General features: G+C 34.8%; 20 protein-coding genes. 4 read left to right on the top strand and 16 right to left on the bottom strand.

The window, feature by feature from the left end; genetic code table 11:
- Positions 1-319 precede the first annotated feature (319 nt).
- Both A9G25_RS05070 and A9G25_RS05075 read right to left on the bottom strand, forming a co-directional pair.
- The gene (locus A9G25_RS05070) at positions 320-1,411 is read right to left on the bottom strand and encodes a hypothetical protein (protein ID WP_065626035.1); all 1,092 of its coding nucleotides are present in this window, start codon (positions 1,409-1,411) and stop codon (positions 320-322) included.
- A 396-nt stretch (positions 1,412-1,807) separates the two neighbouring features.
- A complete protein-coding gene (locus A9G25_RS05075; protein WP_065626036.1) occupies positions 1,808-2,749 on the bottom strand; it encodes a type IV pilus twitching motility protein PilT in 942 nt (313 codons plus the stop codon).
- A 37-nt stretch (positions 2,750-2,786) separates the two neighbouring features.
- Here A9G25_RS05075 and A9G25_RS05080 point away from each other — a divergent pair, with 37 nt between their 5' ends.
- Positions 2,787-3,488, top strand: coding sequence for a YggS family pyridoxal phosphate-dependent enzyme (locus A9G25_RS05080; RefSeq protein WP_065626037.1), 702 nt, complete (start codon positions 2,787-2,789; stop codon positions 3,486-3,488).
- 36 nt (positions 3,489-3,524) lie between these two features.
- Positions 3,525-4,082 (top strand): YggT family protein, encoded by a 558-nt coding sequence (locus A9G25_RS05085; RefSeq protein WP_065626038.1) that lies wholly within the window; start codon positions 3,525-3,527, stop codon positions 4,080-4,082.
- A 33-nt stretch (positions 4,083-4,115) separates the two neighbouring features.
- On the opposite strand, the gene A9G25_RS05090 is transcribed toward A9G25_RS05085, so the two are convergent.
- From A9G25_RS05090 to corA, 4 genes are all read right to left on the bottom strand, one after another.
- Entirely contained in the window at positions 4,116-4,538 is a 423-nt protein-coding gene (locus A9G25_RS05090; protein WP_065626039.1) for a YcgN family cysteine cluster protein, read from the bottom strand.
- Entirely contained in the window at positions 4,535-4,783 is a 249-nt protein-coding gene (locus tag A9G25_RS05095; protein ID WP_081296761.1) for a YcgL domain-containing protein, read from the bottom strand. The genes A9G25_RS05090 and A9G25_RS05095 overlap by 4 nt, the downstream gene beginning before the upstream one ends.
- A 25-nt stretch (positions 4,784-4,808) precedes the next feature.
- Positions 4,809-5,771: a glucokinase gene (locus tag A9G25_RS05100; protein ID WP_065626040.1), complete on the bottom strand. Its 963-nt coding sequence runs from the start codon at positions 5,769-5,771 to the stop codon at positions 4,809-4,811.
- A gap of 184 nt (positions 5,772-5,955) precedes the next feature.
- A complete protein-coding gene (gene corA / locus A9G25_RS05105) occupies positions 5,956-6,897 on the bottom strand; it encodes a magnesium/cobalt transporter CorA (RefSeq protein ID WP_065626041.1) in 942 nt (313 codons plus the stop codon).
- 217 nt (positions 6,898-7,114) lie between these two features.
- Between corA and A9G25_RS05110 the strand changes: the two genes are divergently transcribed.
- Positions 7,115-7,633, top strand: a complete 519-nt coding sequence (locus A9G25_RS05110; protein WP_065626042.1) for a single-stranded DNA-binding protein — start codon at positions 7,115-7,117, stop codon at positions 7,631-7,633.
- 275 nt (positions 7,634-7,908) lie between these two features.
- Positions 7,909-8,571: a MarC family NAAT transporter gene (locus A9G25_RS05115; protein ID WP_065626043.1), complete on the top strand. Its 663-nt coding sequence runs from the start codon at positions 7,909-7,911 to the stop codon at positions 8,569-8,571.
- Positions 8,572-8,594: 23 nt separating this feature from the next.
- On the opposite strand, the gene A9G25_RS05120 is transcribed toward A9G25_RS05115, so the two are convergent.
- The 10 genes from A9G25_RS05120 to A9G25_RS05165 form a co-directional block, all read right to left on the bottom strand.
- The gene (locus A9G25_RS05120; protein WP_065626044.1) at positions 8,595-9,287 is read right to left on the bottom strand and encodes a DUF2461 domain-containing protein; all 693 of its coding nucleotides are present in this window, start codon (positions 9,285-9,287) and stop codon (positions 8,595-8,597) included.
- Between the two features lie 3 nt (positions 9,288-9,290).
- A complete protein-coding gene (gene kdsB / locus A9G25_RS05125; protein ID WP_065626045.1) occupies positions 9,291-10,055 on the bottom strand; it encodes a 3-deoxy-manno-octulosonate cytidylyltransferase in 765 nt (254 codons plus the stop codon).
- A 17-nt stretch (positions 10,056-10,072) separates the two neighbouring features.
- Positions 10,073-10,258, bottom strand: a complete 186-nt coding sequence (locus A9G25_RS05130) for a Trm112 family protein (protein ID WP_034912919.1) — start codon at positions 10,256-10,258, stop codon at positions 10,073-10,075.
- Positions 10,255-11,268 carry a tetraacyldisaccharide 4'-kinase gene (gene lpxK / locus A9G25_RS05135; RefSeq protein ID WP_065626046.1) on the bottom strand — a complete coding sequence of 338 codons (1,014 nt, stop codon included), beginning with the start codon at positions 11,266-11,268 and terminating at the stop codon, positions 10,255-10,257. Before lpxK ends, A9G25_RS05130 begins: the two co-directional genes overlap by 4 nt.
- A 92-nt stretch (positions 11,269-11,360) precedes the next feature.
- The gene (locus tag A9G25_RS05140; protein WP_065626047.1) at positions 11,361-13,643 is read right to left on the bottom strand and encodes a DNA internalization-related competence protein ComEC/Rec2; all 2,283 of its coding nucleotides are present in this window, start codon (positions 13,641-13,643) and stop codon (positions 11,361-11,363) included.
- A gap of 352 nt (positions 13,644-13,995) precedes the next feature.
- Positions 13,996-14,286, bottom strand: a complete 291-nt coding sequence (gene ihfB, locus A9G25_RS05145) for an integration host factor subunit beta (protein WP_034912930.1) — start codon at positions 14,284-14,286, stop codon at positions 13,996-13,998.
- A 98-nt stretch (positions 14,287-14,384) separates the two neighbouring features.
- Entirely contained in the window at positions 14,385-16,067 is a 1,683-nt protein-coding gene (gene rpsA, locus A9G25_RS05150) for a 30S ribosomal protein S1 (protein WP_065626048.1), read from the bottom strand.
- 111 nt (positions 16,068-16,178) lie between these two features.
- Positions 16,179-16,859 carry a (d)CMP kinase gene (cmk, locus tag A9G25_RS05155; protein ID WP_065626049.1) on the bottom strand — a complete coding sequence of 227 codons (681 nt, stop codon included), beginning with the start codon at positions 16,857-16,859 and terminating at the stop codon, positions 16,179-16,181.
- 1 nt (position 16,860) lies between these two features.
- Positions 16,861-18,141 (bottom strand): 3-phosphoshikimate 1-carboxyvinyltransferase, encoded by a 1,281-nt coding sequence (gene aroA / locus A9G25_RS05160; RefSeq protein WP_065626050.1) that lies wholly within the window; start codon positions 18,139-18,141, stop codon positions 16,861-16,863.
- Between the two features lie 21 nt (positions 18,142-18,162).
- Complete coding sequence (locus tag A9G25_RS05165; protein ID WP_065626051.1) at positions 18,163-19,035, bottom strand: helix-turn-helix domain-containing protein; 873 nt, start codon at positions 19,033-19,035, stop codon at positions 18,163-18,165.
- Positions 19,036-19,080: the final 45 nt, after the last annotated feature.

Genomic DNA, 19,080 nt, shown 5'->3' on the forward strand with positions numbered 1-19,080 from the left:
TTATTTTTAAATAGAATCATACACTTATAAGCTAGTTTTTTATTACGTTGAATTTGGCTTTTTAAGAAATAAGAAAAGCACTTTTGTTATTTGATAATAGCTATTAATAAAAACTTGTTAATAACAGCTAGTTAATAACAAAAGCGCAAGCTTTTAAGTCATATCGGACAGGCGTTGTTTTGGCTTTTAGTCATTAAAGTGCTAGCTTTGCCTGCTCAGCTCCCCAACTTGTGCGGGGGCTTTATTCTTTGTTATATTATCCTCTCAAGCACCGTAACCCCCTTCCGCGCCCTAAGGATTAAGAACTAAACGCTAAAAGCTAAGGTGCGGTGCAAAGGCCATAGCGGGTGTTGCCGGGACGGTAGTTGTTGACGACGCCGCCGTACGAGCTGACATAGAACTGGCGGCTACCTGTAGCGTCGCTCGTCCAGTAGTAGGCGCCGATGAATAGCGCATCAGAGTAGCCGTTCATGAAGCCCCACTCCGTGAAAAAGCCAGCGCCTATGTTACGCTGGTAATGATCACCTGATGAACTAGGTGTTGCACCTAAATTATTATAGTTTGAATTGGTTAAATCTCTTACCCGTGGCATTCGATAACCCAAACTATTACACCATGCTAACTGGTCACTATAAATGCCCCCTTGCAGCTCCCGATTGACGAACCACTGCTTTAACACAAATCCATATTTTACTACCTCATCACCGGTATTAATATCTCTACCCACTAACTCAAACGTCTGCGGTAACTGTGGCTTAGCTATTTGACTAGGATTCGGATTGAAGCGTTGATTTATTGCCTCTGGACCTGTTAGCTTAACACGGGCGACAACTTGTCCCCAATCTTCATAAGGAAGCCACCAATCCTTAGCTACAACATTTGTCACTGTTGCAGTAATTCCCCCCAAAGTAACGGGTTCCCATGTCAATTCATTTATATCTACTCCACTTATGAATAAATCAAAATATAAATTATCCGCACCTGTAGTCGGGAAATTTAGGTTGTATGATTCAGGATTGGTTGATTGAACTAAGAAGCCTTTACTAGGATTCCATATGTCAACTGGGCCTGCATATTTACCAACATCATAACGTTCAGATAGATACGGCCTTACATAGTTGACAAACATAGATGAAGGCAAAATTATTGCATCACTACGATTATCCGCTCGAGCTATTTTACCATTCAATGCCTGTAAATTCGATGAAGATGACAATAATAACAATGCTAATACTAGCAAAGCTGTTTTAGGTGATTTGAGCGATAATTTCGATAATTCGTTGAGAAATAATTTGGAAGGTATAAATAAGTTTCGTGTAAAAACTCGTCGAATAGGATTATTTGATAAATTTAAGACATAGGTTTGCTTGTGCCTTGTGCCTTGTGCCTTGTGCCTAAAATGATAATGCATTACGTTCCTCGTGTCAAGTAATATTTTGTTTTATTTGAATTTTTATGTTTATTCGCTTATTTAATAAGCTCATTTTTCTAAAGCGATGAAAGTATAGCCGTTTAAGAAATAGTTGGCTAGTTTTTTGGCGGATTTTTTGTAAAAAAATGTAAATCTTAGAAAAGCACTGAGTTGTTTATACTTTATGGTTAAAATATTCCTCTAAAAACTCATAAGGTGCTTTTCCTGAAATCGCTTAAGATTTTGTATTCTATCTTTTAAATCGATAAATATTTGCTGATTATGTCATATCTCAATTCAAAGTTTGTATCACTCTTTCCGCTTTGCCATTCGTTTGTAGTCACAGGTAAATAAATAAAATTAGTTTATGATTAAACATTATTTCAATTTCAGTAATTATTGATCCGTAATAATTTGCATACCATGTTGTCGCCCCGTCTGCATAAGGGAAATAATTTGTTTAATTTTGCCTTCATTAATTAAATTACTGACAGCAGGAGTATTAATAAGCACTTCAAACAACGCTTTACGCCCATTTTTTGTTAATATTAGCTTTTGACTGATAATTGCTCTTAAATTATTTGATAATTGTGTGCGAATAAAGTTACGCGAACTTTCATCAAATACATCAATAATACGATTAATACTTTGAATAGCAGAGCATGTATGTAACGTAGCAAAAACTAAATGCCCTGTTTCTGCTACTGTTAATGCAGTTTGGATAGATTTTTTATTACGCAATTCCCCAAGCAATATTATGTCAGGATCTTGCCTTAAAAGGCTATCAAGTGCATAGTCAAAATTTGTAAGTTCTCTCTGTTGAATTAATGAATGTTGATTATGATAAATAAACTCAATAGGATCTTCTAAAGTAATAATATGCTTGGATTGAGTTGAGTTAATATATTCAATTAATGATGCAAGTGTCGTTGATTTACCACTTCCTGTTGTTCCAGTAACTAAAATAATACCGCTTTCGTGCGTTATTAGCTTTTTGAAAATCTCGGGGGCACCGATTTCAGCTAGATCAGGAATATGGTTTTTAATGATTCGAAACACCGCCGAAATACCACGCTGTTGATAAAAAATATTGACTCTAAAACGACCTATTTCAGGAGATTGATAGGCTAAATCAATTTGTTTATCTTGCTGTAATTGTAATTTTTGTGATTCATTAAGTAGCGCTAATAGTTCAGATTCTAAATCCAACGGCGATAACTTTTTGTTTGATACACATTGTAATTGTCCATTAATGCGAATGCGTGCAACTTCACCACTTGAAAGGTGCAAATCGGATGCTTTTTGCGTTACACTAAGCGACAACATTGATTTTAACATTATATTTTACCTATTAGTTTATTTATTGGGAATTAATATGAATACAGTACGTGACAATTTACTTACTATAAAAAGCACAATTCAAGAAATAGCAAAAAAATGCGAACGAGATTCCAATACAATAGAACTTATTGCGGTCAGTAAAACAAAACCAGTAACCTTAATCAAACAAGCGATAGATGCAGGTCAACTATCTTTTGGTGAAAACTATGTTCAAGAAGGCATTGAAAAAATCCAGTATTTTAAACAAGCTCTTCCCAATACTTTATTAACTTGGCATTTTATTGGTCCATTACAATCGAACAAAAGCAAATTAGTCGCCGAACATTTTGATTGGATGCATACCATTGATCGATTTAAAATTGCTCAACGTTTAAATGATCAGCGCCCAGCTAATATGGAAAACTTAAATGTACTTATTCAAGTTAATATTAGTAAAGAAGCCAGCAAGTCTGGGGTTGATCCTGAACAAGTTTCTGATTTAGCAAAACAAATTATAACACTACCCAATTTAAATTTACGTGGATTAATGGCGATCCCAGAAATTGAAAATGATTTTGACAAACAACTAAACGTCTTTAACAAAATGCACGAACTTTTGCGTTCTTTACAAACTGATTATCCATTTATGGATACATTATCCATGGGCATGAGTGGCGACATGCAAGCTGCTATTGTTGCTGGTAGCACTATGGTTCGAATAGGTACAGCGATCTTTGGAGCAAGACAGTATTTGTGATATATTGCCCGAATAGTTTATTTTAAGGAGTCTTAAATGACATCGCTTTATTTTCTAGGTAATACCATCTTAACGGTATGTCTCTATGTTTTAATTTTGCGTTTATGGATGCAGCGTGTGCGTGTAAATTTCTATAACCCATTTACCCAATTTATCGTACGAATAACTCAACCTATTATCGGTCCATTACGCAAAGTCATCCCATCTATTAAGCAAATTGATACCGCTACATGGGTTCTTTTATACTTTATTGCAGTCATCAAAATTATTTTTATTTCCTACTATGGAATGATTAATGAATCAATTTGGGCTAGTAAATACCTACTTTATGCTATTGCTGCCATGGCTCACGCATTTGGGCATTTATTATTCTGGTTATTACTATTTCGAGCTATTCTAAGTTGGGTTAGTCGTGGACAATCAAACGCAGATGAATTACTTGCTCAATTAACTGAACCACTTATAGCACCAATTCGCCGTATTGTGCCACCGCTTGGAATGATTGATATCTCATTTATGATTTTTGTATTTATTTTAATGTTTTTAAATATGCTCGCTATTGATGTATTTGGATATTTATGGATTGTGCTTTAAATTAAAATCAAAAGGGAGCTGTAGCTCCCTATTTTAAATGATATGGTCTTCCCAACAAATCACATCTTTTTCATAAACAATCCGATTTTTAACCGATATCTTCAGCTTATGCATAAGCTTTTTATTGCCCGTAATAAGCGGATGCCAATGAGGCAATTGTCCTGTTTCAGAAAAATAACGATAAGTACAGGTTAAAGGTAACCATTCAATGGTAAGGAGATTATCACGAGTCAACTTGATACAGTCGGGTTCATAATCAAAACGTCTATTATAATGTTTACATTGACAAGTATTGGAATCAAGCAAATTACAAGCAACATTAGTATATAAGATCTCGTCTGTATCTTCGTCCATCAATTTATTTAAGCAACATTGAGCGCAACCATCACAGAGCTGTTCCCACTCTTCATCACTCATCTGAGCTAATGTCTTATATTCCCAAAATGGCTCAATCATACTTTGAAATCATCTTCTTTTAGCATTTGTAAGAAAAATCCATCAGTTTTAATTTTTTCTTCTATTTCAGTGGCGGTACCAACTACAAATTTTCGTTTACCGTCAAGCAATACTTTCATGACAAAAACAGGAGAACCAAAAATAGACATTACTTTTTCAGGAATCGTTGAAAAATCATTTTCATGTTCCATATATAGATAGCAGTTCTCTTTTTTGGTACTTCGGTAAATATAACACCACATCATAGAATAAAACCTTTACCCATTAATACTATTTATTAAGACAATTTTGTAAATAAACACCTGCACCAAACAAGCCTGGATCTTCATGTGTTATTACATAAACAGGAATTTTTTTGACTAAATAGGACATACGACCTTTATGTTCAAAAGCATCTCTAAATGGAGATGTTTTAAAAAACTCAATAAAGCGTGGCACAATACCACCAGCAATATAAACACCACCTTGTGTATTAAGTGTTAATGCCAAATTACCTCCAAAACGCCCCATAAAAGTACAAAAATAGGTTAAAGTTTGTAAGCAAAGTGGACAACTTTTAGATAGAGCTTTCTCAACAATAATGTCGGGTGTGATCTCTATTACTGGTTGATTATTAATTTGTAACAACGCTTGATAAATATTAACAATACCATTACCTGATAAAAACCGCTCGGTAGAAACACGTCCAAATTTTTTGCGAAGTTGCATTAAAATACGGTCTTCATCATCACTGATCATTGGAAGCTCTGTATGCCCCCCTTCTCCTGACAAACTAATCCAACGTCCATTAACTTTAATTAAATGCGACACTCCAAGCCCTGTACCTGCACCATAAATTGCAATTGGATAATCTAAATCAGGTTCATCGCCACCAATCTGAACAAGATTTTGTTTAGATAATTTAGGAATTGAAGTTGATACTGCTGTAAAATCATTAATTACTTCTAGTTTGTCAAGATCAAGTTCCTTAACTAATTCAGAGCGTGAAAATGACAAATCATTGTTTGTCATGCTAATTACATCTTCATCATTAATCGGACAGGCAATTGCAATACAAGCCATTTTTATGGTAACTGATTGGGCTTGTAAGTAATTTTTAATTAATGTTAGCAATACATCATCCTTTGCAATAAGAACTTTAGTTATTGCTGATAACTCATTTGTAGCCAAATTATAAAGCGCAAATCGAGCATTAGTTCCACCAATATCGGTGACAAGTGCATATTGATTCATGTTACTTCCTTTATGATAAATTAATTCTTTTTAGTTAAAATAATAAGTTTTGCCCCTCAATCGATGAAAGTATATTGCTGATATTAATAATTATATTAAATTATCCTAAGCAGTTAGTACGATAAGAATTTCATCTAATATATTAAAAAACTATCGAATAAAAACTCAATTTAAATCAATAAATCTACAACCACTTTTTAAGTTTAAAATAAATATAAGGAGCAACGCCAGCTAGCAACATTAATAGTAATGAAAACGGATAACCATATTCCCATTTTAATTCTGGCATAAATTCAAAATTCATACCATAAGCTGAAGCAACTACCGTTGGGGGTAAAAACACAACAGATACAACCGAGAAAATTTTGATAATTCGACTCTGTTCAATATTGATAAAACTGGTTGCAGCTTGCATTAAAAAGTTTACTTTTTGGAATAATGACTCATTATGTGGAACAAGCGATTCAATATCGCGAATAACTTCACGTGCTTGCTCTAGTTGATCTACTGGCATTTTAGCTCGACGAACTAAATAGTTAACCGCACGTTGGCTATCCATCAAACAAAGGCGAACTTTCCATGCGGTATCTTCAAGTTCAGCCAACGAGGTAATAGCTTCATCGTAATGCTCTTGAGCTGAGCGATCCATAATAATTAAACTTAATTCTTCGAGTTCACTATAGATATTCTCAATTTGATCTGCTAACTGCTCAACTTTAACTTCAAATAAATCAAGTAACACTTCATAAGGATTCCCATCGTTCATGCCTTGATAGCGCGATCGCATACGATACAAACGGAATGCTGGTAAATCTCGCTCACGTAGTGTAAACAAACGACCATTATGCACTGTAAAAGCTACCGTTGAGTTGCCAGCACGATCTTCAGCATCTTCATAAAAAAAGAAAGAATGGACGTGTAAACCTTCGTTATCCTCAAAAAAACGAGCTGACGCTTCAATATCGTCAAGTTCAATACTAGTTGCTAAGTTTTGTCCTAAATGTGTTAAAACAAAATCTCGGTCAGCTTCTTCTGGTTCAATTAAATCAATCCAAGTTGCATCATTTATGTCGCCTTCATTAATTTTTACTAATTGTTTGTTTTTTAATCCAAACGTATTAATCATAAGGCCTCCTATAGGAAAAATGTTTTAGAACATCACATTAACAAATGCTTGGTATTATACTCGCTATGGCAACAAATTCCTATGTTTAAACCAATCTTTCTATATCTTTATAAAATGAGAACAAAATTCCATTATTGAATTAAATTCGCTGATATTACTACAGTCTCATGTTACAATATGTAGCTTAAAATACTTATGTAATGTTTAGGAGTTAATAATGGCCAATAGAGGAATAAATAAAGTCATTTTAGTTGGTAATTTAGGTCAAGATCCCGAAGTTCGTTATATGTCTAATGGTAATGCAGTTGCGAATATTAGCATAGCAACATCAGAATCATGGAAAGATAAACAAACCAATGAATATCGTGAACGCACTGAATGGCATCGCGTTGTTATATTCGGTAAATTAGCTGAAATTGCTGGCGAATACTTAAAAAAAGGTTCCCAGATTTATATTGAAGGGCAATTACAAACTCGAAAATGGCAAGATCAGTCAGGACAAGATCGTTATACAACTGAAGTTGTAGTAAACCCAATTGGTGGTACTTTACAAATTCTAGGAACACGCAATGGTGGTGAAAACATGGGCGATGGTTCACAAAATTGGGGACAAAGTGCTAATAATTCTTCATCTGCACCAGTGGCTCCATCTCGTCCTCTAACACAAAATACACCAGCGCAACCAGCAGCAACACCAGAGCCACCAATGGATTTTGATGATGATATTCCATTTTAAGTATTAAAAGTTCAATTTGATTTAATGAAAGGAGTCGAATATTACTCCTTTCAAACCTTAATTTGATATTACATTTTATCTACTAATGCATAAAAATAATTCACGCTTGACATTATTTCTACTAATATTAGACCTATAATTATCAGCGTAGTGCCTACAATTTTTTCAAACATGGTAATAAAATCCGATACCGAATTACAACTACCCCCATATATCCTTTTTTGATTATTTCAATTATACTTAGCTGCAAATTTTGTTGGATTTAAAATAAATCTATGTTGGAACTTATACAAACTGTCGGCTTTGGTTTAATTTTATTTATTCCTTTAACGAATCCTTTAACCACTGTGGTACTGTTATTAGGTCTATCGGGTGATATGACCAATGAAGAGCGGAATTACCAATCAAAATTGACCTGTATTTATGTGTTTATAATTATGGTTGTATCGTTTTATTGTGGGCAACTAGTGATGAGCACATTTGGCATATCGATTCCCGGATTACGCATTGCTGGTGGCATGATTGTTGGCGTTATTGGTTTTAGAATGTTATTTCCACAACAACCATCACACAAAACTCTTGAAGCAGATGCAAAAAAGAAAGAGATCTCAAATAATATCGCTTTTGTTCCTCTCGCCATGCCAAGTACAGCAGGCCCCGGAACTATAGCAATGATAATAAGCATGTCATCAACAGTAAAAAGTGGAGGTTATGACGTTTCAACTTGGGTTGTTTATACTGCTTCGATATTAGTGCCTTTACTGTTATGTATTATCCTTTGGTTTTGTATGCGCAGTGCAGGTAGCATAATGCGCTTTATGGGAAAAAGTGGCATTGAAGCCACCTCAAGAATTATGGGCTTTTTATTAGTTTGTGTTGGAACTCAATTTATAATTAATGGTATTAAAGAAATTGTATTGAATTTTCCTAATATTTAATATTAAACACCAACTCAACAAAACTAAAGAGTTGGTATGTTTTTAATCATTTCTACCCGCATTAAATAATCATAAAGCGGAACTAGCTGTTTAAAACCTTTAACCAGTTTATCGGGTAAATCGCTATTTAACACATCCTCAATATGATTACTTGTCACCATAACCGCAATATTTTTACGGTTATACCAAGTTGCAACTTTTTCGTCCTGCTCTTTAATTAATGGGCGTTTATAACTTTCACCAACAAGCTCAAATGGTTTTTTGACGCAACGTGTTATTGCTAAAAATTTCTTAGTATCGTTAAGAATCTCGTCTCGAAAGATATCCATCGTTTGTTTTGATGAACAATAATAGCCAAGTCCATATTGATAACTGCATGGACTAATTTCAAAAAAGTAAGCGGGCGCTTCTTTCCAATCTTTATTTGGTCGTTTAAATGTTAACCATAATCGGCTACGATAAAGTGATTTATCATTTGAAAAACGAGTATCTCGATGTATACGTGAAATCGTTTTACCAATAGCAGGACGAGTTTCAAACCACTCATCAATTTTGAGCATCTCTGGTGTTAATTGTTCAACCAAAAGCCTAAACGGTTTAACTAAATCGTTATCATAAATAGCACGATGTTCTTCAAACCACGGTTTGCTGTTATTAATCCAAGCGTCTTGTAAAAAATTAAGTCCAGCTTGGGTAAAACCAGTAAAGTTTGCCATTGCTTACTCCTTAAATAACGTCCTTACTTTTTCTAAATCTTCTAAAGTGTCGACACCAATTGCAGGAGGTTGTTTTGCCACAGCGACATGAATTTTTTCACCGTACCAAAGTACTCTTAATTGCTCTAACATTTCAATTTGTTCAAGCGTTGATGGCGCCCATTTAATATATTGACGAATAAAGCCAGCACGATAAGCATAAATACCAATATGACGAAGATAAAAATTACCGATACTTGATGGTTTTAACTGTTCAGTTAATTTCGCAAAACGATCGCGCTCCCAAGGTATGGTAGCCCTTGAAAAATAAAGCGCATAACCATCTTTATCTGTCACAACTTTAACTGCACCAGTATTAAATGCTTCTTCAACAGAATCAATTGGCACAGCTAACGTTGCCATTCCCGTTTTATATTGCACTAAATTTTCAGCCACTTGATTAATAATAACAGGCGGTATTAAAGGTTCATCCCCTTGAACATTAACAATAACCTCATCATCAGTAAACTGATAAGTATTTATCACCTCTGCCAGTCTTTCTGTACCAGAATTATGCTTGTCACTAGTAAGAATGACTTCACCACCATACTCTTTGACTACTTCATAAACTTGTTGATGATCTGTTGCAATAATCACTCGATTAGCTGATGATTTTTTTGCTTTCTCCATCACACGAACAATCATAGGTTTACCATGAATATCCGCTAGTGGCTTACCTGGTAAACGGCTCGAGGCATACCTAGCGGGAATAATAACCGAAAAGTTCATAATTAAGACCTTATTATTTATTCTTGAATACATTCAGATTGGTTAAGTGGTTTAGCTTCACATTCTAGCAACACAGGGATGTTATCTTTAACTGTATAAACTAAATTATCTGCATGACAAATTAACTGCTGATTAGTAGCATTATATTGCAATCGGCCATGGCATTTAGGACAAGCAAGTGCGTTTAATAGAATATCTTTCATTTTTTCTTCTCTTGGGATTTAGTCTCAGCTAGTAATAAACAGATTTGATCAATAACTTGCACAGGTATTACCGCATCGATGGGCAGATACCACCAATTTTGTTGAGCAAATTGTCTACATTTAACTGCATCTTTTTCAGTCATTAAAAGTGTTTGTTTATTACGTGCAACATTATTTAACAACGGTAAAGTAAATTTTTGATGATCGGCAAAAGAAACGGTTTCGACCACATCCGCTTGCATTTTGACTAACATATCAAAAAAACGTTTTGGATTACTAATACCTGCAATAGCGCATATATTTGACAACGAAGATAACGCTCTTTTTTCTTGAGTAAGTAAATTCACTGCATACAATGGCATTAATTGCATAGTAAAGGTTTTATTAGGATACTGCTGCGCTAAATTATTTACGCTATCACCATTAATGACGATAAGATCAACCGATTTTAATCGACTTTCATGCTCTCGCATTGGCCCTGCTGGCATCCACCATCCATTACCAAATAAGCGCTTTCCATCAATCACTACCACTTCAATATCACGTGTTAAAGCATAATGTTGTAAACCATCATCAGTCAAAATAACATCTAATTGGTACTGCTTTAATAACGCTTGAACAGCCTCTGAGCGATAAGGTGAGACAGCAATGGGAGCATTAGTACGTTGATAAATAAGTACAGGTTCATCACCTGCTTGTTCGGTTGTGGTTGTATTATCTAAAATAAGCGGATAGTTATCAGCCTTGCCACCATATCCTCGTGAAACAACTCCAACCTGTAATCCTTTCTGTTTTAACGATTCAATTAAACTAATAACTAGTGGCGTTTTACCGTTACCGCCAACAGATAAGTTGCCAATAACAATAATTGGTACAGGAGATCGCCAAGATTTTAAAATACCAACTTGATATAAAAAGCGACGGAAAATAGCAATCAAACCATATAATAAAGAAAATGGTATGAATAACCAAAATAAACGATTTTTACCATACCACAGTTTTTCAATCATAACTTTAACATCACTCAATTACATTTAGTAAAATTGTTTTATATCTCAATATAACAATTATTATAGTTGCCTATAGCAAACGATAGCCTATTTTACTCATAATTTGGTAAACTACCAAACCAATCATGATACCATCTTGGTTTAATTTCACCTCGCATGGTTTTTAGCTTCCATGTTTGTTTATCAAAAAAAAGACTTATTTGGCCTGTTCTAGCAGTAACATAATAGTCTAATTGTAAATCTTTATACTTTGCCATTACCTTATTGGAGGGGAGTTTCCAAGGATTATAACGAGATGTAGACGCCAAAGACTTTACTGGTTTAACATGATTTAAAAATGTATAAGTTGATGATGTACTACTACCATGATGGGGGATTTGTAAAATAGTGGATGTTAGCTGATTTCGATATTTAGTAACTAACTGATATTCCTGATTACGTTCTAGATCTCCAGTTAACAATACAGAAAAACGTCCATCGGTAACTTGCACCACACAGGAATCCTTATTTTGAGCATCGCTAACCAGCTGATTAGGCCACAGCACATTAAACGTCAGATCATTCCAAATAACACTATTACCCGCTAAGCATTGATAATCATTATTAAAATCAGAAGACGAACTCATTAACCATGCTTTAGGATAAATAAGTTGAAGTAATTTCAAACCGCCAACATGATCATTATGTTGATGACTAATAATAATACCTTGTACATTCAAATTATGCCATTGTAGAAAAGGAATAATAACCCTTTCCATAGCGGAACTTTTTTCCCACTTAGCTCCTGTATCATACAAAATTGCAGACTTACCATCATGAATAACGATAGCTAATCCATGACCTACATCTAACATGTCTAACCGCCAACGATAGTGTTGCTGTTTAAAAAAAGGGGTAACCAGTATCATCAAAATTACGAGCAAAGTAATGCTAAAGCGTTGCCAAACTCCTGTACGGATTATCACTACAGTTAACCAACCTAAAAGACCTAATAAATAAAAATCTGAAGGGATGTTAATCCATAATTGATTAAGCCAATTTAAACTCAAAAATAGCCATTCTAGAGATTTATCAGCAATTAGCCAAAACCATAATGCTATAAAAAAACAATCAAAAATACTAAATATTAACGCCAATAAAATGGTAGGAAATGTAACTAATGAAATAACAGGAATTGCAATTAAATTTGTTAAAATCGAAACCCCACTAACACCTTGAAAAACAAAAAACTGAATTGGAAGCAGCAATAAGGTTAACCCACATTGCAAATACAATATCCTAATTATATACCAACGTTTTTTAAACCTTACTGCTTTGGAAAGCGGCACCCAATCATGCAAAAAAATTAAAGTTATTACTGCATAGCAAGATAACCAAAAACTTTCAGATAAAATCATCAATGGATCAAATAATAATAACAACGCAATGATCCGATTAACTTTTTGCCATGAACTTATTTTATATTTTTTATAACGAAAATAGATCCAAATTGACAAAGCAACCATAGCTCGCAAAGTTGGCGGATTAAAACCTGTTAACCATGCATAAAAAAATGCACATAACCACCCTATTATAATTGGTACAAAAAAATAGATAAAACGCTTTGGAATAAAAAACAGTATGGCTTTAGCCAAAAAACAACTAAGCCCATAAACAATCAAAATATGCATACCAGATATAGCCATTAAATGAGCAATACCTGTTTGCATCATTACCATACGATGCACGTCATCTAATTGAGAACGATCACCAAAAGCAAGGGCTAGCAAAATACCTTTATAACTAAATAAATCGATATAAGGTAGAGCCAAATCAGTAATATCTTGTCTTAAGTCAGATTTATTATTTAATAACTTAGCATCAACCAATTTAGCCGATAATAAGCTACGGTTTGCTATCGAAAAGCGTTGGCTATCAAATCCTCCATTATTTAAATACCCATGTACAACTTTTGTTTTTAGTGTCAATTGCCAAATTTCCCCAGATTTAGGGTGCTCTAGCCTATCCCAGTAAACCGAAATCGGAATATCATTTGCAAGCGTAACATCTGAAATAGAAAAAATAGAAAATGGCAAGTAATAAGGTTCGATGAACGTTGCTCTCTGATGAGTATTGATATTAACTACTTTGGCGTGAACAACTAGCGTTTTATCAATATAGGGGGAAATGTTTGTTAAATATTGCTTAGAATAAGCAGTTGACCACAAAAAACCTAAACTAAATACAACAAAAACAGATAAATACCAACGAAAATTAACAGGAACGATTAACACAACTAAAAACAAGATAAAGGCAAGTAAATACCAATTTAAATCAGACAACAAGTGTGGCAAAAATAGTAATGGCAGACAACCTAATGAAAACATGATAGCCATTAAATCCAAAGAACAAATTTTCTGCACTAATATTTACCATCTTTATATTGAACAATATAAGCCTATCACTTGATATTATAAAAAAATAATTGATGTTGAATTTTTCGATCTTTGTTCCATTTTAATCATTAATCTTGATGAAATTTAATGAAATTATTCGGAATATTGCATATTTTAAAAGAGGGAGTTAACGATTTAAATCAACATAACGTTGACTGGTTTTTCCTTAATGATAAATGGTAAAGGTTGTTTAAATAAGTAAGTACGACTAAATGATAGAAATTAAGCTAATTAAAATAAAAAAGCCTTTGATTCAACTCAAAGGCTTTTTTATAAGTGTAAAATTTAAAGATTATGCGTTTGCAGCATTATTTACTCTTTCACGTAATTCTTTACCTGGTTTGAAGTGAGGTATATATTTATGTTTCACTTCAACATTACCACCAGTTCTTGGATTCCTTGCTTTACGTGGAGCTCGATAGTTCAAACTAAAACTGCCGAAACCTCTAATTTCCACACGATCGTTACTTTCCATAGCTAAAGCGATCTGTTCAATGATATCTCTAACTGAATCATCAACTAGTTGAACAGGGAGGTGTGTTCGCCAGTTAACAATTCGTTCTACTAAATCTGATCTGTTCATGATCACTCCTAATTTATTTATGTGGCATGTAACTATTTCATTTTATCCCATAAAAGAAAAAGAGGGCAAGCCCTCTTTACTCTTTACATAAATATTTTTTACTCAGTTTTTGATGCAGCTTTGAATGCTTCTGCCATTGCATTAGTAAATGCTGTATCTTCTTGAGTTGCAGTGTTGTTTACGGCTGCAAGAGCTTCTTTCTCATCTGCTTCATCTTTCGCTCGTACTGATAACGAAATTGCACGAGTTTTACGATCGATGTTAACAATTTTAGCTTCAACTTCATCGCCTACTTTTAATACAGTTGTTGCATCTTCAACACGCTCACGAGCGATATCTTGTGCTTTTAAATAACCTTCAATACCTTCAGCGATTTCGATAGTTGCACCTTTAGCGTCAACTGCACTTACAGTACCTTTAACTATTGTGCCTTTTTTATAGTTAGAAGCAAAGCTACTGAATGGATCATCTTCTAATTGTTTAATACCTAGAGATATACGTTCACGTTCTGCATCAACTTGTAAAACAACAGCTTTGATATCATCACCTTTCTTATAAGCTTTAACAGCTTCTTCGCCAGGCATATTCCAAGAAATGTCTGAAAGATGAACTAAGCCGTCGATACCGCCCTCTAAACCGATAAAGATACCAAAATCAGTGATTGATTTGATCTTACCGCTAACTTTATCACCTTTATTGTGAGTTTCAGCAAATTGTAACCATGGGTTTGGTTTACATTGTTTAAGGCCAAGAGAAATACGACGACGTTCTTCATCAATTTCAAGCACAACAACTTCAACAACATCACCTAAGCTAACAACTTTAGATGGATGAATATTTTTGTTTGTCCAATCCATTTCAGAAACGTGAACCAAACCTTCAACACCAGTTTCAATTTCAACAAAACAACCGTAGTCAGTTAAGTTAGTTACTTTACCAGTTACTTTAGTACCTTCTGGATAACGTTTAGCAATTGAAACCCATGGATCTTCACCTAATTGTTTTAAGCCAAGTGATACACGTGAACGATCTTTGTCAAATTTAAGTACTTTAACAAGTAATTCTTGACCAACTTCAACCACTTCACTTGGGTGTTTAACACGTTTCCAAGCCATGTCAGTAATGTGAAGTAACCCATCAACCCCACCAAGATCAACGAATGCACCGTAATCGGTAAGATTTTTGATGATACCTTTAACTTCAGAACCTTCTTGTAGATTTTCAAGAAGTTGTTCTCTTTCTGCACTATTTTCAGATTCAATAACTGCACGACGTGAAACAACAACGTTGTTGCGTTTTTGATCTAATTTAATAACTTTTAATTCGATTTCTCTATTTTCAATATGAGAAGTATCGCGTAATGGACGAACGTCAACAAGTGAACCAGGAAGGAACGCACGAACGCCATTAAGATCAACCGTAAAGCCACCTTTAACTTTACCATTGATAACACCTAAAACTGTTGCAGCATCTTCAACTGCTTTTTCTAGTGTAAGCCATGCTTCATGACGCTTAGCTTTTTCACGAGATAAGATAGTTTCACCAAAACCATCTTCGATTGAGTCAAGCACAACGTCAACAACGTCGCCGACTTGAACTTCTAATTCGCCTTGGGCATTTTTAAACTGCTCTACTGGAATCGCTGATTCAGATTTTAAACCAGCGTCAACTAAAACAACATCTTTGTCGATTGCAACGACAGTACCACGGATCATATTACCAGAACGAGTGTCTAGTTGATTGATAGACTCTTCAAAGAGTTGAGCAAAAGATTCAGTCATATTTATATACTTAAGTTAATTTTAACGTCCACATTACATCCTGTCTTGTGGGGTTGTTTATAATACTCCATACATCCTTATAATGGAGCTAGGTTCACGCTATAATTTAAGTTACAACGCAAGTTTTTCGTTTATATACTTAATAGATTGATTAAAAACATCTTGAATAGGCAGTGATGTAGTATCAATTATTAGAGCATCAATTGCAGGTTTAAGTGGCGCAACGGCGCGATGACGGTCTCTTTCATCACGCGCAGTTATTTCCTGCAAAATTTCGGCGAATTTAACATTATTTTGCTTATCTTGCAACTGTTTCATTCGCCTTTCTGCACGAGATTGGGCACTAGCATCAAGAAATATCTTAACAGAGGCATCACTAAATACTACACTGCCCATATCACGACCATCTGCAACCAATCCAGGTGCTTGCTTAAAGTCACGTTGACGTTGTAATAAAGCTGCTCTAACCGAATTAATTGCTGCCACTTTTGATGCAGCTCCCCCCGTCTGTTCTGTGCGGATTTCTTTAGTCACATCAATTTGATTTAATAACACTTTAACATCATAGCCTTGGGTATCAAACGTTAGTGGCAAATTAAGAGCTAGTTGTGCAAGTTTATTGGAATCATCTAGCGCGATACCCTGCTTAAGCGCGCTAAGCGCTAGCACACGATAGATAGCACCAGAATCTAAAAGATGCCATTTAAAATGATTGGCTAATGCTTGACATAACGTGCCTTTACCAACACCGCTTGGCCCATCGACAGCAATAACGGGAACAGATTTATTCATTTCATTCTTCGCTTAATCGTTTAAATTGTTCGAAATAATCAGGAAAAGTCTTCATTGTGCATTTAGGATCTAATATCGTCACAGAAGTATCAGAAAGCGCCACTAGCGAAAAACACATAGCAATACGGTGATCATTATAGGTTTCGATTTCAGCATGGTTTAATTTAACTGGGGGAATAATAGTAATATAATCGTCACCTTCATCAACAGTTGCGCCAACCTTTCTTAATTCTGTTGCCATCGCATATAAGCGATCAGTTTCTTTAACTCGCCAATTATAAATATTACGAATTGTAGTTGGACCTTTAGCAAACAGCGCTGTTGTGGCGATAGTCATTGCTGCATCTGGGATATGATTCATATCCATATCAACACCGTGCAATTCACCACGAGAGCATTGAATATAATCATCAGCCCAAATAACTTTAGCACCCATTTTTTCAAGTACATGAGCAAATTGGGTATCGCCTTGTAAGCTATTTTTTCCAATGCCAGTTACTTTAACTGTACCACCTTTAATTGCAGCCGCTGCTAAAAAATAAGAAGCAGAAGAAGCATCGCCTTCAACTAAATAATCGCCTGGCGATTGATAACACTGATTAGCTTTAACAGTAAATTTTTGATAATTGTGATTGGTAACTAAAACACCAAACATAGCCATCATTTTGACTGTAATATCAATATAAGGTTTAGAAACAAGATCACCAATAATAGTAATTTCTGTGTCTTGTTTTGCTAATGGCGCAGCCATTAATAGTGCAGTTAAAAATTGGCTAGAGACCGAACCATCAACTTTGATATCACCACCTGTAAAACCGCCTTGAATATGTAGTGGTGGATAGCCTTCATTTTCAAGATAATCAATTCTAGCTCCACCTTGTCGCAAAGCATCGACCAAATGACCAATTGGGCGTTCTTTCATGCGTGGTTCGCCCGTTAACACAATATTATTATTTCCAAGACATAACGTAGCAGTTAAAGGACGCATTGCTGTGCCAGCATTACCTAAAAAAAGCTCTAATGCATGGTCGGATTGCAAAATACCGCCCACACCTTGAACATCACAAATTGTACGATCGTGTGATAGCTGATAGTTCACACCTAACGCCGAAAGAGCATCAAGCATATAACGCACATCATCACTATCAAGTAAATTTGTTAGGCGTGTATTGCCTTTACTCAATGCTGATAGTAATAACGCACGATTAGAAACACTTTTTGAACCAGGCAAATTGATAGTACCATTAAATTTTTTTATCGGTTGTAATGTTAAGGATAACATAATGACTCTCTTTAATATTCTTTAAAATTTCTCTAACGTCGCTTTCAATAAATCAATTGCTTGCTTATCTTTAGCACTATTTTGCCATAACTTATCAAATAAATGACGATACCGTTTAATTGCATTATAAGATGACGTAATCGACGCAATACCGGTAGTAACATTAGGTAACTCACCTAATCGAAATGGGCTCATTGCTAATGAAATAGGATTCCCATCTTGATAAAAAATCTGAAAAGCAATTGACGGAATAGCTTCTTGTGTAATAGCAATCGTTGGCGCAAGGGATTGCTGTTCAATTAACTGAATTAAGTGAAAAACTTCTTTGCGTGCTAGTAGCATTCTTTCCGACTTTTTACCTGGCGAAATAGTCAAATTACCTACCAAACCAATATGTAAAAAACGTTCTACATTACGTAAACTGATTAAATTAATAACTTTTGGGACTGATTGACGGAACTGAGTTTTACGATCTTTTAAAATGGATAAGATAGTGGCATATTTTTGAGGATCAGTGGGTTTACTCGATTCATTTAACATCATCGCTAAATGAGACAAATAATCAGAAGAAGTTAATAAAAAGGAAAAAGGATCGAAATGAGAATAGATATGAGTTGATTGCTCTTCTAATTGACGCATACGTTCAAAAAAACCTTCACCACTCGAATAGTATTCAGTATCAATGCCGAGTAAACTAGCAAAAGACGTATCGAGTAAGGAAGCCAACCGCTCTAGAGTTTCAATTTTAACGATCTCACCTTTTTCTAACCGATATACTGCTGCTCTTGAAATTTTAAGACTTTCTGCGACATCTTCAGCCTTCAAAGAGGCAGCAATCCGATACGCACGCAGACGCTGACCTATAGCACAATAATCAATCGATCCAGTAATCATAATACACTCAAACTATTAGGGTTTTGGCAGTGTATCACAAGGTGA

This window comes from Gilliamella sp. Bif1-4, from assembly GCF_001690535.1.
Lineage (GTDB): Bacteria > Pseudomonadota > Gammaproteobacteria > Enterobacterales > Orbaceae > Gilliamella > Gilliamella bombi.

Coding starts and splice junctions, on each gene's coding strand:
- A9G25_RS05070 (WP_065626035.1), bottom strand. CDS start 1,411: ATGCATTATCATTTTAGGCACAAGGCACAAGGCACAAGGCACAAGCAA.
- A9G25_RS05075 (WP_065626036.1), bottom strand. CDS start 2,749: ATGTTAAAATCAATGTTGTCGCTTAGTGTAACGCAAAAAGCATCCGAT.
- A9G25_RS05080 (WP_065626037.1), top strand. CDS start 2,787: ATGAATACAGTACGTGACAATTTACTTACTATAAAAAGCACAATTCAA.
- A9G25_RS05085 (WP_065626038.1), top strand. CDS start 3,525: ATGACATCGCTTTATTTTCTAGGTAATACCATCTTAACGGTATGTCTC.
- A9G25_RS05090 (WP_065626039.1), bottom strand. CDS start 4,538: ATGATTGAGCCATTTTGGGAATATAAGACATTAGCTCAGATGAGTGAT.
- A9G25_RS05095 (WP_081296761.1), bottom strand. CDS start 4,783: ATGATGTGGTGTTATATTTACCGAAGTACCAAAAAAGAGAACTGCTAT.
- A9G25_RS05100 (WP_065626040.1), bottom strand. CDS start 5,771: ATGAATCAATATGCACTTGTCACCGATATTGGTGGAACTAATGCTCGA.
- corA (WP_065626041.1), bottom strand. CDS start 6,897: ATGATTAATACGTTTGGATTAAAAAACAAACAATTAGTAAAAATTAAT.
- A9G25_RS05110 (WP_065626042.1), top strand. CDS start 7,115: ATGGCCAATAGAGGAATAAATAAAGTCATTTTAGTTGGTAATTTAGGT.
- A9G25_RS05115 (WP_065626043.1), top strand. CDS start 7,909: ATGTTGGAACTTATACAAACTGTCGGCTTTGGTTTAATTTTATTTATT.
- A9G25_RS05120 (WP_065626044.1), bottom strand. CDS start 9,287: ATGGCAAACTTTACTGGTTTTACCCAAGCTGGACTTAATTTTTTACAA.
- kdsB (WP_065626045.1), bottom strand. CDS start 10,055: ATGAACTTTTCGGTTATTATTCCCGCTAGGTATGCCTCGAGCCGTTTA.
- A9G25_RS05130 (WP_034912919.1), bottom strand. CDS start 10,258: ATGAAAGATATTCTATTAAACGCACTTGCTTGTCCTAAATGCCATGGC.
- lpxK (WP_065626046.1), bottom strand. CDS start 11,268: ATGATTGAAAAACTGTGGTATGGTAAAAATCGTTTATTTTGGTTATTC.
- A9G25_RS05140 (WP_065626047.1), bottom strand. CDS start 13,643: ATGGCTATCATGTTTTCATTAGGTTGTCTGCCATTACTATTTTTGCCA.
- ihfB (WP_034912930.1), bottom strand. CDS start 14,286: ATGAACAGATCAGATTTAGTAGAACGAATTGTTAACTGGCGAACACAC.
- rpsA (WP_065626048.1), bottom strand. CDS start 16,067: ATGACTGAATCTTTTGCTCAACTCTTTGAAGAGTCTATCAATCAACTA.
- cmk (WP_065626049.1), bottom strand. CDS start 16,859: ATGAATAAATCTGTTCCCGTTATTGCTGTCGATGGGCCAAGCGGTGTT.
- aroA (WP_065626050.1), bottom strand. CDS start 18,141: ATGTTATCCTTAACATTACAACCGATAAAAAAATTTAATGGTACTATC.
- A9G25_RS05165 (WP_065626051.1), bottom strand. CDS start 19,035: ATGATTACTGGATCGATTGATTATTGTGCTATAGGTCAGCGTCTGCGT.